General features: G+C 56.8%; 13 protein-coding genes. 9 read left to right on the plus strand and 4 right to left on the minus strand.

The window, feature by feature from the left end; translation table 11 throughout:
* The first annotated feature begins 312 nt into the window (after window positions 1-312).
* The 4 genes from R3D51_17335 (at window position 313) to gspG (ending at window position 3,036) form a co-directional block, all read left to right on the plus strand.
* Window positions 313-510 (plus strand): hypothetical protein, encoded by a 198-nt coding sequence (locus R3D51_17335; protein ID MEZ5901247.1) that lies wholly within the window; start codon window positions 313-315, stop codon window positions 508-510.
* A 46-nt stretch (window positions 511-556) separates the two neighbouring features.
* Window positions 557-946: a hypothetical protein gene (locus R3D51_17340; GenBank protein ID MEZ5901248.1), complete on the plus strand. Its 390-nt coding sequence runs from the start codon at window positions 557-559 to the stop codon at window positions 944-946.
* Between the two features lie 970 nt (window positions 947-1,916).
* The gene (locus R3D51_17345) at window positions 1,917-2,495 is read left to right on the plus strand and encodes an A24 family peptidase (protein ID MEZ5901249.1); all 579 of its coding nucleotides are present in this window, start codon (window positions 1,917-1,919) and stop codon (window positions 2,493-2,495) included.
* A gap of 91 nt (window positions 2,496-2,586) precedes the next feature.
* A complete protein-coding gene (gene gspG / locus R3D51_17350; protein ID MEZ5901250.1) occupies window positions 2,587-3,036 on the plus strand; it encodes a type II secretion system major pseudopilin GspG in 450 nt (149 codons plus the stop codon).
* A gap of 26 nt (window positions 3,037-3,062) precedes the next feature.
* Here gspG and R3D51_17355 read toward each other — a convergent pair whose 3' ends face one another.
* Together R3D51_17355 and R3D51_17360 are read right to left on the minus strand one after the other, a co-directional pair.
* The gene (locus tag R3D51_17355; protein ID MEZ5901251.1) at window positions 3,063-4,289 is read right to left on the minus strand and encodes a type II secretion system F family protein; all 1,227 of its coding nucleotides are present in this window, start codon (window positions 4,287-4,289) and stop codon (window positions 3,063-3,065) included.
* Between the two features lie 2 nt (window positions 4,290-4,291).
* Complete coding sequence (locus R3D51_17360; GenBank protein MEZ5901252.1) at window positions 4,292-6,049, minus strand: GspE/PulE family protein; 1,758 nt, start codon at window positions 6,047-6,049, stop codon at window positions 4,292-4,294.
* 167 nt (window positions 6,050-6,216) lie between these two features.
* Between R3D51_17360 and R3D51_17365 the strand changes: the two genes are divergently transcribed.
* On the plus strand, window positions 6,217-7,089 hold the full coding sequence (locus tag R3D51_17365; protein MEZ5901253.1) for a PilN domain-containing protein: 873 nt from the start codon (window positions 6,217-6,219) through the stop codon (window positions 7,087-7,089).
* Between the two features lie 51 nt (window positions 7,090-7,140).
* On the opposite strand, the gene R3D51_17370 is transcribed toward R3D51_17365, so the two are convergent.
* Both R3D51_17370 and R3D51_17375 read right to left on the minus strand, forming a co-directional pair.
* Window positions 7,141-8,492 (minus strand): IS3 family transposase gene (locus R3D51_17370; protein ID MEZ5901254.1). Its coding sequence is split into 2 segments (ribosomal slippage): window positions 7,141-8,156 and window positions 8,156-8,492, totalling 1,353 coding nucleotides; the frame shifts between segments, so codons are not numbered across the junction.
* Window positions 8,493-8,546: 54 nt separating this feature from the next.
* Entirely contained in the window at window positions 8,547-9,035 is a 489-nt protein-coding gene (locus tag R3D51_17375) for a hypothetical protein (GenBank protein MEZ5901255.1), read from the minus strand.
* 517 nt (window positions 9,036-9,552) lie between these two features.
* Here R3D51_17375 and R3D51_17380 point away from each other — a divergent pair.
* The 4 genes from R3D51_17380 to R3D51_17395 all read left to right on the plus strand — a co-directional run bounded on the left by R3D51_17380 (window position 9,553) and on the right by R3D51_17395 (window position 13,976).
* Window positions 9,553-10,635: a hypothetical protein gene (locus tag R3D51_17380; protein ID MEZ5901256.1), complete on the plus strand. Its 1,083-nt coding sequence runs from the start codon at window positions 9,553-9,555 to the stop codon at window positions 10,633-10,635.
* Window positions 10,636-10,678: 43 nt separating this feature from the next.
* The gene (locus R3D51_17385) at window positions 10,679-10,927 is read left to right on the plus strand and encodes a hypothetical protein (protein MEZ5901257.1); all 249 of its coding nucleotides are present in this window, start codon (window positions 10,679-10,681) and stop codon (window positions 10,925-10,927) included.
* Between the two features lie 263 nt (window positions 10,928-11,190).
* Window positions 11,191-12,525: a DUF4365 domain-containing protein gene (locus R3D51_17390; GenBank protein MEZ5901258.1), complete on the plus strand. Its 1,335-nt coding sequence runs from the start codon at window positions 11,191-11,193 to the stop codon at window positions 12,523-12,525.
* Window positions 12,522-13,976 carry a hypothetical protein gene (locus R3D51_17395; GenBank protein MEZ5901259.1) on the plus strand — a complete coding sequence of 485 codons (1,455 nt, stop codon included), beginning with the start codon at window positions 12,522-12,524 and terminating at the stop codon, window positions 13,974-13,976. The genes R3D51_17390 and R3D51_17395 overlap by 4 nt, the downstream gene beginning before the upstream one ends.
* Window positions 13,977-14,015 lie beyond the last annotated feature (39 nt).

Consider the following 14,015-nt stretch of genomic DNA (forward strand, 5'->3'; position numbering starts at 1 on the left):
AGTTTAAGTTCGTGTTCTCTGATGCCCCATGTGCAAGGTGCGGGATTAAGATCCGAACAAATATACCAATTGTACTTGGTGGCGCAGGTACAATTCTATTGGCTGTCTTCTTGTACATCGCCGGCTTTTTTGAGGGAGGTCTTGAATGGCCGATCTTGGCAGTTGGTTGGGTTGTAATCGGCCTCCTTCTAATTCGCTTGTATGGCAGAGCCTTAAAAGGCGACGAGGTTCCTTAGCATTGGCGTCACGCCCGATCCGCGCGCCTTCACCTATGATGGGGCCGGCAACACCCTCACCGACGTGCGCTCTGGCGTGAGCTATGCCTACACCTACAACAACGCCAACCGTCTCAAGACGGTGTCGCAGTCGGGCAACCTCATCGGCACCTACACCTACAATGGCCGCGAGCAGCTCACCACCCGGGTGATCACGAACTCAGGTTCCGCCAACGGCACATCTTGTTTGCGCTTCGGATTCCCACCCGCATCCGCGCATATACTTCGTCCATGACCAGTGGGGCAACATCATCGCCGAGTTGGATGCGACAGGCGCCACGGTGCGCGAGTACATCTGGATGCCGGAGGCCGAGATCGCCCCCACGCGCGGGGCACGCACGACCGTGGACCGTCCGGTCGCGGTGGTATCCAACGTCGCCACCACGCCGGCGCTGCTCATGGTCCATGTCGATCAACTCAACCGGCCTGTGAAGATGACGGATGCCACGGGCGCCGATGTCTGGTCGGCTCTCTACAGCCCGTTCGGCGGCGCCTACGGCTTCGGAACTGGGTCCAAATCAGCCGAACCCGGCACCGCGGCCGGTCTTTGCGGAGACTGTGCGTCAGAGAAGAGACGTAGTTTCTTCGACTCACCGTTAGCTGACAATACCACCTCGTTATCGCGGATCGATGCGATCATCCATGCACCAAGCATCGCGCCTTCGGCATAACTCTGCGTTCCTGTCGCACCTTCCATTCTGATCACGGCCCGATGACCATCGGATGTGCCTATAATTCCGATAAGCTGTAATCCCGGCGGCAGGGCCGGAGGAGGTGCAGAAGGCTTTGGTGACTCCGGTGGAGCAACAGCTACTTTCGGCACGTAAGGTCGTCTGCCCGGACGAAACAAAGGCCGCTTCAAGGTCTCACCGAGTTGACCGAGTTCAACTTTCCCAGACGGCAATTCGGGTTGGAGTTCCTCATCCATCGCAAGAATGGGTTTAGGCGCCGCTATCATAACCGGCGTGGCATCAACCTCGTAAAAGTAGATCCACCGATTCAGAGCGATGAGTCCCGCCACCCCGAGCAACAGCGCGACCGTCCATCCCCAAGAACGCCCTGGGAACGAGCCCATTCCCGCCGCTCGCTCTCGCCTCTTCGCCAATGTCAAAACCTCAACACTCGCATCGGAGGCGCCCCATGCGGGCCGCAGTGATACAGTCGTTCGTCAACTTCGTTTTCAAACGGATTTCAGCCTTTGAACCGGCCCTGATGCGCAGTAGCATTTTTCCAACAGAAGTGATCCACCCATGCTTCGATTTAAGATTGGTCGCGTCAAATGTCGATATCCCGTCTGTGTAGCAGTTTAGGAAGCGTCAAAGCCTGTTCGGCGCTGACCCTGCTTTTGCTCTCGACATGCACGGCTTTGGCGACAGACCCTATCCCTCAGCGGCGCGCAATCCTGAGACCCGTTCCCTCCGGTGAAGCGATCGGATGCTATTGGCAGCGCGGACGTCAGTATTGCTCCAGATTTTGCTATTGGGAGATCAACGGCAGACGCTATTGCCAAAATCGTGAACGGCTTGCGCTTCCACAGGGCGCGTTCATTGACGGATATCTTCTCGATGAGATGGCTGCTCCAGATAACCGCCGCCCTTACAGACGCAAGAGACATCGCTAGCACCTGAGCAAGATGACAGCATGGCAGCCCCATTCGTGCGAACGATTGCGCCAGAGATGAGTCCAGCAAAGATCTTCTGCGCAACCTTGATCTTCTACGCTTTATTGGCGTTCACAAAGTGGGTTTGGGACGGGGCAAACGTTCAGCCGCATATGCTTTTGATAAGTACTGTGTTGGCCGTGCTGTTAGCCATCCTGACAGCAATCGATCTTCAGACCTTTCGCCTGCCCGATGCAATCACGTTGCCCTTGATTGTGCTCGGGCTGTCTCTTTCTGCCCTTGTGCCGACGCCCGCATTGCTTGAACGCGTGGCGGCAGCCGCCGTTGCCTATGCGATGCTCGCAGGCGTTGCCAGTCTCTATCAAAGACTTCGAAGAAGACCTGGATTGGGGCTCGGCGACGCGAAGCTGTTTGCCGCGAGCGGAAGTTGGCTTGGCCTCCTCAACCTGCCGACCGTTCTTCTCATTGCCTCTACCAGTGCACTGCTCCTCATCGTAATCCGGATCTTGCGCGATGGCGGTTCAAGCGTGAACGAACCGATAGCGTTCGGCCCCTTCTTGGCATTCGGTTTCTGGTGCGTGTGGATACTGTCACTGTAGAGGGGTATCTGAAGGGGTGATATCACCGCCCACTTGGCCGAGACCAACCGCCTCTATAAGATCGTATGATCTGCAGTCAGAAAGTTATCCGATGTCGATATTCAGAAAACATCGCCTCTCTGCTTCGATCGGAAGATCTGACGCAGGCTTTACCCTGCTCGAACTTCTCGTCGTTCTAGGTATTCTCGCGCTACTGGCGACATTCGTTGGCCCCGCGGTTTTGCGCTACATGGGAAAGGCCAGGACGGACACGGCGCGAACGCAGATTTCAGCAATAGCCTCGGCAGTCGAACTCTATGCCCTCGACATGGGAAAGCCACCTGCGACCGAGCTGGGTCTGAACGCACTCGTCACCGCGCCCCAAGGCGTTGCCAATTGGAAGGGACCTTATCTCAAGAGCGCAAGCGGCTTGACGGATCCGTGGGGACATCCCTACCACTATCGCTCTCCGGGAAAAAATGCTGCTTACGAGATCTTCTCTTATGGCGAAGACAACATGCCCAATGGAGATGGCGAGGCTCAGGATCTTGTGAGCTGGTGACAGTCGGAAATGCCAACACTGCTCGGCTAGCGTAGTGCGAGATCATTGATGCTCAAAATTGCTTGCATGACCGACAGCATGAGTGCGCCGACAAACCCTCCCACTCCCAAAGTCAGCAGCGGGCCAAGAAGAGCGGTCATGCGATCGACTTCCCGTTCTAGGGTCGCTTCATGAACCGCAGCTGAGCGCTCCAGCATGGCCTCAAGCTGACCTGTTCGCTCTCCGACGGCCACCAAGCGCGCGGCCAAATCCGTGAAGAGAAGAGTCGTCTTCAGCTCATGCGATAGGGCGGATCCCTCGGATACACTGCGTGTTATGCCGTCGACAGCGTCCTTGTATATCAGATTTGCCATCACGCCTTCGGTGGCTTTCAAGGCGTCGATAAGCGGTACGCCATTCTTGATTTGGGTGGCCAGGACTCTGGAAAATCGTCCTGTTTCGCTTGTCTTGATCGCGCGCCCTAGAAGGGGAATGCGCAACATCACGCGGTCGAGGGTTCTACGAACACTTGTCGTTCGTCCCAGCCAGAGGGAGAGAAAAATCAGCGACAGCAGCCCAACACACGCAACCAACCAATGGTCGACCACAAAATTCCGCGTGGCTTGTGTGACCCTAAGAGCCATTGGAGCAACGACGCCCGCATCCTGAAACAGCGGCATGATGGCGGGCAAGAGTACGAACATCAAAACAACAATGGCAATAACGGCCACCAGCACCAGCAACATCGGATAGACGAGCGCAGAGGTGACCCGCGAACGGATCTGCGCTCCGCGCTCCAAATAGGACGCGAGGGCTGCAACCGCATCGGCCACCGACCCACTCGTTTCACCCGAGCGAACCAATCGCCAATAGAACTCGGGGAAGGCTGTCTCTTCTTCAGCGAGCGCTTGTGACAACGATCGTCCTTGCCTAACATTCTCCAGTAGCCGAGACGTCATTTCTCTAACGCCTCTCGGCAGGCCCGGCTGCAGCTGAACGACCCCCAAGGCCTCATCTATGGGGAGCTGCGCTTTGAGCATTGCCGCCAGTTCTCGAGTAAAAACCAAACGCTCGGACGCTCTCATTCCCGAGGACGTTAGAATCTCTCGCCGCCACCAGGGTTCCTTGGTTGTCGTGTGCCCGGCTTCGAGAGAAAAGACATGCAGACCCTGTCCCGCCAAAAAGGCCAACGCTGCTTCACGATTGGCGAAATCTACATATCCGCCGCGACGCGCACCGGCGGCATCGTAGGCCTCGTACCTGAAGCTTGCCATTGTCAGACCCTGGCCACTCTCAAAACTTCATCGAGACTTGTCTCCCCACACAAGACTTTCTGGAGGCCATCGGCAAACATTGGTATCATCCCGCCCCTACACGCCAATTCTCCAATGCTTGCCTCGCTCTCTCTATTGGCAATCGCGCGCTGCATTTCCTGATCGAGGCTCATCACTTCGCTGATCGTTGTTCGCCCGCTGTAGCCGGTTTGCCGACAGTCGCGACATCCAACCGGAACACGGCAATTCGCAAGAAGATCATCGCCCGCTGCCAAACGTCCCCATTCTTCGAGTAGTTCTAGCAAATGCGTCGCCGTTGGATTCGTCGTTGCAAGGGGTGCCGAACAACGTCGGCAAAGCCGGCGCACCAGACGCTGCGCCAGGATCGCCTTCACGCTCGAGGCGAGCAGATAACGCTCGACACCCATATCCAGCAACCGCGTCAGGGTTGCAGCTGCGCTATTTGTATGAACCGTAGAAAGGACGAGGTGTCCTGTAAGCGAAGCCTGAATTGCGACTTCTGCAGTCTCCAGGTCGCGCATCTCGCCTACGAGAATGATGTCGGGGTCCTGGCGAAGGATTGAACGCAGTGCAGACGCAAAATTGAGCCCAATCTTGGGCTGGACTTGAATCTGATTGATCCCCGAAATCTGGTACTCGACGGGATCCTCAACCGTAAACAGCTTCCGTCCTGGCCCGTTCAATTTTTGCAGGGCTGCATAAAGCGTCGTCGTCTTTCCGCTCCCCGTTGGACCGGTGACCAGCAGTATGCCATTCGGCTGGTTCAAGGCCGCTTCCAGCCCAGCAAGCGCTTCTGAAGAAAATCCCAGGGACCGCAAATCGAGGTTGACGCTGGCACGGTCCAGCAATCGCATGACGATGCTCTCGCCCCGCAACGTCGGCATCGTTGAGACTCGAAGGTCGAGTTCTCTTCCACGCACCGTTGTCCTTATGCGTCCGTCCTGAGGCAAACGCTGTTCTGCAATGTTCAAGCGAGACATAATCTTGATCCGAGAAGTCAGCGCCGGCCGCAGGTCGAGAGTCAATCGATTGACTTGCTGCAAAACACCGTCAATTCGGTAGCGGACAACGATGCAATCGTCTCGCGGCTCAATGTGAATGTCTGATGCCTGTTGATCGCAGGCGCTCGAGATGAGCTCGTTGACCAACCGAATGACCGGCGCTTCGGATCCGAGATCGGCGAGTTGACGAACATCCTCCTCGTCAAATCCGCCAATCTCAAGCGTACCAGTCGAGATCGAAGCGGCAGCTGGTTTCGCTTCTCCGTAAAGCTGTTCTATCGCCCCAAGAATGAGCGCTTCTTCCGCAAGAAAGACCTCGACGGGTTGTCCGATGCGATAGGCAAGAGCGTGCGCTGAATCTGTCCGCTCCAGATCACAAACGGCAACGCAGACATGCCCATTACGCTCAGCAAACGGCACAATCCTGTTGTGTCTGAGGAAATTGCCGTCAACCAGCTCCCAAAACATTGGCTCGTCAGGGAAATCGGCCGACACTGCGATGGAAAACCCGAAGTGATCCGCCAACAATTGAACGAGAGTCTTCTCGTTCAATAATCCCAACCGGCTCAATACGATGTCAAACCGCTCGCCGGACTGACTTTGAGCCCGCTGGGCTCTGCCAACAGCCATTTCATCCAGAATATTGCTCTGGAGGAGACGATCCGAAAACGAACTTATAAAGCCGGCGGCCCTAAGATCGACGACGTCTTGGCAGGCGCTTGCACTGATTGAAGTCATCGTCACGTCACAGTCCAACTGAACAGCAAGCAAGGATAGCGATCCTGCTTTCGCCCGGCTACAATTCAAATCGGCGGATCACGGCGAGAGGGCGCAAAAGACACATGGGGGTGGGTCAACGATTCCTGACGTGGTGGCTCACAGAGCTGCGTGGACTATTCTCATCGTTGGACCGCTCGCGCCGTAACGATGCAACGAGACACTTTGTTGCCGCCATCGCCGGAGGGAACGTCCGCTGGCTCGCAGAAGATAATGGTCACATCGAAGAGATTGAACGCCGCTCAGCAAGCCTTGAACCAAGCGACGCTTTCAAAGAACGTCTTACCGAGCTCTTGAACAAGAACGCAGCAATGATCGGGATACGCCTCGACAAAAGCGCCTGCCTTGAAAGAAAAATCGTACTACCAACGAACGCCCGTGATCGCTTTAGAAGTATCATCGATCTCGACATCGAACGAACAACCCCATTTAAGCTTGGCGAAATCTACAGCGCGTTCGTCGACGACGACACGCGAACCTTGTCTCGCGATAAGACCGCCTTGCGTCTGTTTATTGTAAAACGTGACTACATCGATCCGCACATCCAAACACTGACCGCAATGGGGCTCCCCCCCAGCTTTGTCGATTGTTGGGATGAGGCAGGCGTGCATCCGATTGAACTTGATTTTTTAGCCGCGTCAGCCGTTCACGATCACCCGCCCCAAACTCCCATTCGAGTGGAAGCCTCTCTAGTAGCGGTGGCAGCCCTCCTCGCACTGTTCGCCGGGGCGTCATATTTCTGGAAAGTTTCAAGCGCGTCCGCTGACCTTCGCAACAAGGTCGAACAAGCCAGAGCGCATCATCAGACCCTTCGTGCCTCTATTGCTCAGCAAGAATCCCAGCTGGAAATAGCCAATGAGATCCAAAACTTTACACGACGCGGGCCACGTCCAGAGCTCATCCTGCAGGAACTGACCCACCTTCTCCCGGATGGGACCTATCTGACGGATTTAGAACTCTCAGATGACAAGATCAGGATTGTCCGTCGTCGAATGCTTTGAGACAGTTTGCGGCGTAACTGAGCGGAGGCTCGGGATCACCTGGGTTTGATGTTAAGCGGCTTTCGATTGATGCTGCAATCGTCGTTTCCGGATGGTGTCGCGTTTGATCCTTTCTCTTTGCAACAGGATAGTTTGGCCGCGTCCGAAGTAGACGTCGGCCGGTGTGAGGTTGGCGAGGCTCTCGTGGTAGCGGCGGTGATTGTAGTGCTCGACGAAGCGTCCGATCTGGGCTTCGAGGTCACCGGGCAGATAGTAGTTTTCGAGCAGGATGCGGTTCTTGAGCGTCTGATGCCAGCGCTCGATCTTGCCTTGGGTTTGCGGGTGATGGGGCGCGCCGCGCACATGCCTCATGCCGTTGTCGCCGAGCCATTCGGCGAGATCGGCGGAGACGTAACTCGAGCCGTTGTCGCTTAACAGGCGGGGTTTATGGACGACGCGGGCTTGGTCGCAGCCTGACGCGGCCAGTGCCAGCTGCAAGGTGTCGGTGACGTCTTCGGCTTTCATGGTGGTGCACAGCTTCCAGGCGATGATGTAGCGCGAGAAGTCATCGAGGATGGTCGAGAGATAGAACCAGCCCCAGCCGATGACCTTCAGGTAGGTGAAGTCGGTCTGCCAGAGCTGATTGACTGCAGTGGTCTTATCCTTGAACTCATCCGCCGCCTTGATGACGATGAAGGCGGGGCTGGTGATGAGGTCGTGGGCCTTGAGCAGACGATAGACGGAGGCTTCCGAGACGAAGTAGCCCTGCGTGTCAGTGTATCTGGTTGCGAGTTCGCGGGGTGAGAGCTCGGGCTCATTGAGCGCCATCTCAATGATCGTCCGGCGCACGTCATCGGGAATGCGGTTCCAGACGCGCGATGGCTTTGACGGCTTGTCATCCAGTGCTTCTACGCCGCCGGTTTGATAGCGATCGACCCAGCGATAGAACGAGCCCGGCAGAATGCCGAGCTTCTCCAGCGTGCGCCGCACGGGCAGATGGGACTGCTCGACGAGTCGAATGATCTCGAGCTTTTCGGATGCAGGGTACCTCATGCCTCGTCTCCCCCATCCCCGGTCATGCTTTTTTTGAGCAGCCGGAGTTCGAGGGCTTGCTCGGCAACGACTTCTTTCAGCTCCAGGGCCTGGCGCTTGAGGTCCTTAACTTCGCTGGTGGTCGCCGACCGCGCCGTGTCGCCGGCCAGGCGCCGCTTGCCGGCTTCCAGGAACTCTTTCGACCAGCTGTAGTAGAGGCTCTCAGCGATGCCCTCCCGGCGGCAAAGCTCGGCGATCGAGACCTCGCCACGCAGGCCGTCGAGGACGATGCGGATCTTCTCCTCGGCTGAATACTGCTTGCGGGTGGCCCGCCGAATGTCTCTGACAAGACGCTCGGACTGTGTCTCTGGCGGGCTGGATTTCTGTCTCATGCTCCACTCCTCAGGTGGTTACGATGAGCCCGAAATCCTCCGTTCTTCAAGCCGCTAGTTTAGTCTCACAAGTGTTGATGTCGGACAGGCGCCTATGATCGAGCCACCAGAGACGGTACTTAGATGGGTCACGGGGACGCCCAGAATTGCAAGCTCCTCCATGACGCCCACATGCACGAGCGCCGCACGATACCCTCCGCCCGACAGAGCGAGCCCGACGCGAATATCCTTCCAGGCGTCAGGCATTTTCTCTGGCGCAACCACGTGCCCATTTTTCGGAAGAGCGCAGCCTTCCGACACAAAGTCAGCCATCGAAACGAGGGTCCAGCTGAGCAGTAGCCAGGCGGTTTGAAACCAGCGGCGACTAGGCGCGAGGTGGAAGGAAGTGAGGCGGGGTGGAGGCGCAAAGACGAGAAATGTTAGGGCGGTGGCAGTTAGGATCGCCAGTAGATCGTGCCAGTAGCTGTAACTGCCCGCGGCGTAGATCCACAATACCAGTAAGGCAGGTACAGTGAGCCATACGCGATGGAACCAGAGCCACATTCTTGCACGCCAGCATAGCGGACCAACTGCAGCGACTACGCAAGTGCGTAGGAGCAGAGGCCCTGCTCCAAGTCCATGTTGGACCAGAGCTGCCATGATGACCCAGAGGCTTGCTGTGCCGATGAGAAGCGTCCGCGTGAAGGGCCGCCTGCGAGCTAGTCGACATAACCGATGGAAACTTATTCGCAGCATGTAAAGTCTCTCGCGTGTCGTCGGTCGAACGCTAGTCGCGTGACCTAAGCCGAACGGGATTGTAAGCCCACATTACATAGCCATATCGCGACTTCTCAAATATGGAGTGGACAATTTCGACTGTGGGTGCGTTTACGGCGTCCCTGACTTCCATAAACTCACGGAGCTTTAATGCGTCAAACTTCGACGCTGCGAGGCTCTTCTGGAAAGGATTGATCAGTCCAGCGTGTGCACCGTGGTGGCGCTTGACCGTTCCAGCTGTAAAAATGCTTAATGCGGAACAGTGGAGCGCGGAGGGCGAAATCGTCGGATATGTTACTAACCAATGAAAAGACATGCGTGTTCTGCGGAAGCCCCCCCCGGGAGCAAGACCAAAGAACATGTCATCCCCCAGTGGCTTATCGCATTCACAGGTGATCCCAAGCGCACATGGAACCTTGGCGTTCGTTATGCCGAAAAGGACGAAGCCAAACGAGAGCGCCGATTTGCGGCCAACCAATTTCACTTTCCTGCCTGCGATGTCTGCAATAACGCCTACTCCGAGCTTGAAGGACGCGCCAAAGGCTACATCACCAGACTTGCTACAGCCGATCCTTTGACAGCCACACAGTGGAACGACCTACTCGATTGGTTCGACAAGGTTCGCGTCGGGCTATGGCTCGGCATGCGGCTGTTCAGCCAGGTGCTTCTACTCCCTCCTGCCAAATTCCACATAGACCAGCGCATCGGCCGCAAGGATCGATTTCTTTTGGTCTATCGCATCAACCCAGATCACAAAGGCCTCATCATGCACGGGGCGGGCGACCTGCCCTTCCTGATGTGGCCTTCCTGGATAGCTCTCACTATAAACGATCTCATCTTTGTGAACGTGTCGACGGAATATCTACTTGCGTCACGAATGGGCTTTCCGTTCCCACGCAAACTTGAAGACTTGGAAGGTGTGACCCGTGCGGGCGATTTCGATGCATTTTTCCGAGTAAAAACCCCTCTAGTGCGATTCGCATTCTATCAGGCTCCTCTTGCTATATATCAGACCATCCTCGTCACTCCGGAGACCATCGAGGAAGACGAAGAGGACCGCTACGAAACACTTCGGCAGAATGCTTATGTAAGGGAGCTGCTAATGCCTGGCAGCAACACACGCTCTGTCGTTCACTCGTCGGATGGCTTATCCGCCACTGCGCACAAACCCGATGACTTGATCAGGGAGCGTGAGCTCGCGAAGGGGGAATACAAGGATGGCATCCATTACATACGCCGCTTCTTCGAATACCGTGGCCACATGCTGAAAAACTACATCGCGTCAGGACGTGGCGAATACTCCAAGACGTTGGTCCGAAGTCTGATAAAATTCAATAATTGGGCCATCGATAGCCTGGACGATAGTTGGGAGCGGGAGGTGTTGTGACCCTGCTTTTTTGTACGGCAGGGATTAGAATCTGCTTTCGTAAATGCCAAGCGTTCCTACCTACTATGGCAAGACCGTCACGGTGCTCAATCGCAGTCCGCTGCCTGCCACTCATGCGGCAAGTGCTCTGGTCGGCTTGGGAACAAAAACGTGGCTTCTCAAAGGCTGGACGGTGGGCAGCGGAAGCCGACATCCTGCGACGCTCCCGACCGGCGCGTGGAACGGTCTTTGGCAGGTCAGCATGGCCTCGCATAACGGACATCGACTACCTGACGTGATGGGCCAGAAGTGACGAAACACATTTGACCGGACGGTGCGCCGCACAACGTTGTGTCATCCCATTAGCGGTCATCGCCACCAGTGCAATTGGCGACTTATAATTCGCCGCAGACGTGTCCGGTCTCTGGAGGATCGCGTCCGTCAATAAGACTTTCGCGGTTGAGATCGCATCAACACAGCAACAGCCCATTCAGCGAACGCCGGATCTCCACAGGATTTCGAACATAAGAAGAACAATCGTCTCGCCGATAGCCGAAAACTCATTAATCTTGTGGGATGGGCAAGCGAATCACAGACAGCCAGATTCTGGGAGAACTTGGCGAGACCGCGGTAAAAAAGCTCGTCCTGGAGATGAAGTTCATCTACGAGCACCGTGGCCGGCTCGAGGCGGGCACCGATGGCTTCATAGAGCTGCGAGATCCGATCACGGGCGCCCCGCTCGGCAAGGTCCTTGGCGTCCAGGTCAAGTCCACCGAACGCGGCCAGTACATCCGCGAGGACGACAAAGGCTTTGAGTATCTTCTTAAGCCCGACGACCTCGCTTACTGGCGCGAAACCAATTACCCTGTGATCATTGTTCTCTGGCGCCAGTTCGATGGGTCTGCGTACTGGAAAGATGTCACCGACGGCGTCAAAGGCGAAGAGCGCCGCCTGTACTTCGACAAGGCTGCAGACGTATTCGATCCCCGCTGCGCAGACCTGCTTGGCGCGCTCACGATCGACCGTCGCACCCAAGGCGTCTACCTGCCGCCTCTCAATCTTGGCGAGCAGGCCATCATCAATCTCCTGCGGATCAAGCTCCCGGACGAGATCTTTGTTGCCACCTCGCCTTTCGGTAGCATCCGTGACGCCGCTCCCGAACTTGAGAAGCATGACGACACGCGCTTTGATTGGGTCATCCGCAAGCGGCGCTTTATCTCGTTCTTTGATCCACGAAACTGCTGCACACGCGCTATTGTCGATCTCGACCAAGTCGAGGCTGTCGACACCGAGCTGATAGCCCTAAGCGACGATTCGGACGACATCACCGACATCATCGATCTACTGCGCCGCACGACCGCCCGGCAGACATCTGCCGAACTCAACTATTTGCGCAAGGAACGCCTGTTCTATTTCCGCGCGACAGGTGAAAACAGATCTCGGAGCTACAAGTATGCGGCCAACGTCAAGGAGCCCTCCGCCAAGGTGGTGAGCTATTACCCGAACAAGAAGGGTCTCAAACATCCAGGGTATGTCCGGCACCACGCAGCCACGTTCCGCTTCGAACGGCTTGCCGATGAGTGGTTCGTCGTAACCGATCCCACCTTCTATTTCACAAGAAACGGATATCAGCCGCACCCGTACCCCGAAGCGCTCCTTGCAGGCAAGAAGCGGCTTGAAAAGAATGCTGCCATTCGCGGCCAGGTGATGATGTGGCAGCACCTCCTGGTGACGAGCTCCGAAGCCCGGCCGGGATTGTTTGACACAGACTTAACCGAGCCGCTGCTCAGCTTTGAGCGTCTTCCGCTGCTTGAGCTTTCGCGCGCCGTCCCGGAAGACACCTGGACGCGTACGGATCCGCGCGCCGCAGACATGCAGGTTGATCTCTTCGCCGAAGGGCTCGCCACATGAACTTCAAGACCCACATTTTCGATGAGCCCCTACTAGAGTTCGGCGATGGCGGCCAGCACCTCGATCCGCGCGAAGGCTTGCGCCGGTATGGTCCGCTCCAACCGCGCTCAGGCGATGTTGTTAATGTCGGAGTCATCGGCACGGAAGACACAGTGAACGGCTTCCGAGAATTCCTGGCCGAAACCGGCCGCGGCATCGAGAGCGGCAACAAGGAGCTGGTCAACTTGAATCCGGATTTTCCTGGGCTCGGCAACCAAAATCCATTCCGCTGCAAGTTTGAGGTTCCAGAGGGCGCCACGGCGACGCTGTCACGCCGGCAGGTCAAGGACATCACCTCGATCGTTCGCCATGATGAGGCCGTTCGGGAGGCTGTGGAGCTGATCAAGTCTCTTGTGTCCGCCCTCATAGAGGGCGGCGCCAAGCCCGACGTGATTGTGCTGGCACTGCCCGTGCCGCTGATCGAAAAGCTTGTAAATGCCAAAAGCGACGAAGAGGTCGAAGCCGCCGAGGAAAGCGATCATCGCGATGAGGGCCTCAATTTCCGGGATTTGCTCAAAGCCAGGACGCTTCACCTAGACGTCCCGACGCAAATCGTATGGCCCGACACGTGGGACGACGCCGCCAAAATCCCCCGAAAGGTCAAACGCGACAGCAACCGTCAGCGTCAGGTCAAAGCCACGCGCGCCTGGAACCTGCTTGACCAACTCTACTATAAGGCGGGCAAGGTTCCTTGGCGCCTCTTGCCGACCGTCGGAGAATACCGGACGAGCTTCCTTGGCATCGGGTTCTATCGCGATTTAAACGGCCAGCAACTCTGGACTAGCACCGCCCAGATGTTTGACGATCGCGGCCGAGGCCTTATCTTGCGTGGCGCACGCGCCCAGACCGAGAGCCGCGGCCGGCATCCTTATTTGACGGCTGACGATGCCGAGGACCTGGTTGCCCGCTCGGTCAAGACTTACAAAGCCTTTCATGGGCACGTGCCCGCGCGCGTCGTCGTTCTCAAGACCTCTCGCTTCCGCCCGGAAGAAGCAGACGGCGTCGATGCAGCGCTCATCAAAGCCGGCATCGAAATGGTGGATCTCTTGTGGGTCCAGGAGAGCTCGCCCATCGCCATCCTCCGCGAGGGGAACTATCCAGTGCTGCGCGGCACCTTCGTTGACCTGAAAGGCAAAGGCCTCCTCTATACGCGCGGCAGCGTTCCCTATTACGGCACCTACCCAGGCTTGCGCGTCCCTCGCCCCCTGCTGCTGGTGCCACATGAAAGCACGGACCGGACAATACTCGCGCTGGCGAAAGACGTTTTGGCGCTGACGAAGATCAACTGGAGCACGACGCAGTTCGACCAGAAGATTCCTGCTCCCATCAAAGCGGCGCGCGAAGTTGGCCGCATACTCAAGTACATTGAATTCGGGACCGAGGTCTCTTCCGACTTCCGAAGATATTCGTAAGCCGGCACCTACGGCAGATGACTGCTCCAGGGTGAAATG

The sequence above is a fragment of the Hyphomicrobiaceae bacterium genome, from assembly GCA_041397645.1.
Taxonomy (GTDB): domain Bacteria; phylum Pseudomonadota; class Alphaproteobacteria; order Rhizobiales; family Hyphomicrobiaceae; genus Hyphomicrobium_B.

Excerpts from the sequence above, each read along its gene's own strand:
- R3D51_17360 (MEZ5901252.1), bottom strand. The coding sequence starts at position 6,049 with ATGACTTCAATCAGTGCAAGCGCCTGCCAAGACGTCGTCGATCTTAGG.
- R3D51_17395 (MEZ5901259.1), top strand. The coding sequence starts at position 12,522 with ATGAACTTCAAGACCCACATTTTCGATGAGCCCCTACTAGAGTTCGGC.
- R3D51_17390 (MEZ5901258.1), top strand. The coding sequence starts at position 11,191 with ATGGGCAAGCGAATCACAGACAGCCAGATTCTGGGAGAACTTGGCGAG.
- R3D51_17375 (MEZ5901255.1), bottom strand. The coding sequence starts at position 9,035 with ATGTGGCTCTGGTTCCATCGCGTATGGCTCACTGTACCTGCCTTACTG.
- R3D51_17385 (MEZ5901257.1), top strand. The coding sequence starts at position 10,679 with ATGCCAAGCGTTCCTACCTACTATGGCAAGACCGTCACGGTGCTCAAT.
- R3D51_17355 (MEZ5901251.1), bottom strand. The coding sequence starts at position 4,289 with ATGGCAAGCTTCAGGTACGAGGCCTACGATGCCGCCGGTGCGCGTCGC.
- gspG (MEZ5901250.1), top strand. The coding sequence starts at position 2,587 with ATGTCGATATTCAGAAAACATCGCCTCTCTGCTTCGATCGGAAGATCT.
- R3D51_17380 (MEZ5901256.1), top strand. The coding sequence starts at position 9,553 with ATGAAAAGACATGCGTGTTCTGCGGAAGCCCCCCCCGGGAGCAAGACC.
- R3D51_17345 (MEZ5901249.1), top strand. The coding sequence starts at position 1,917 with ATGGCAGCCCCATTCGTGCGAACGATTGCGCCAGAGATGAGTCCAGCA.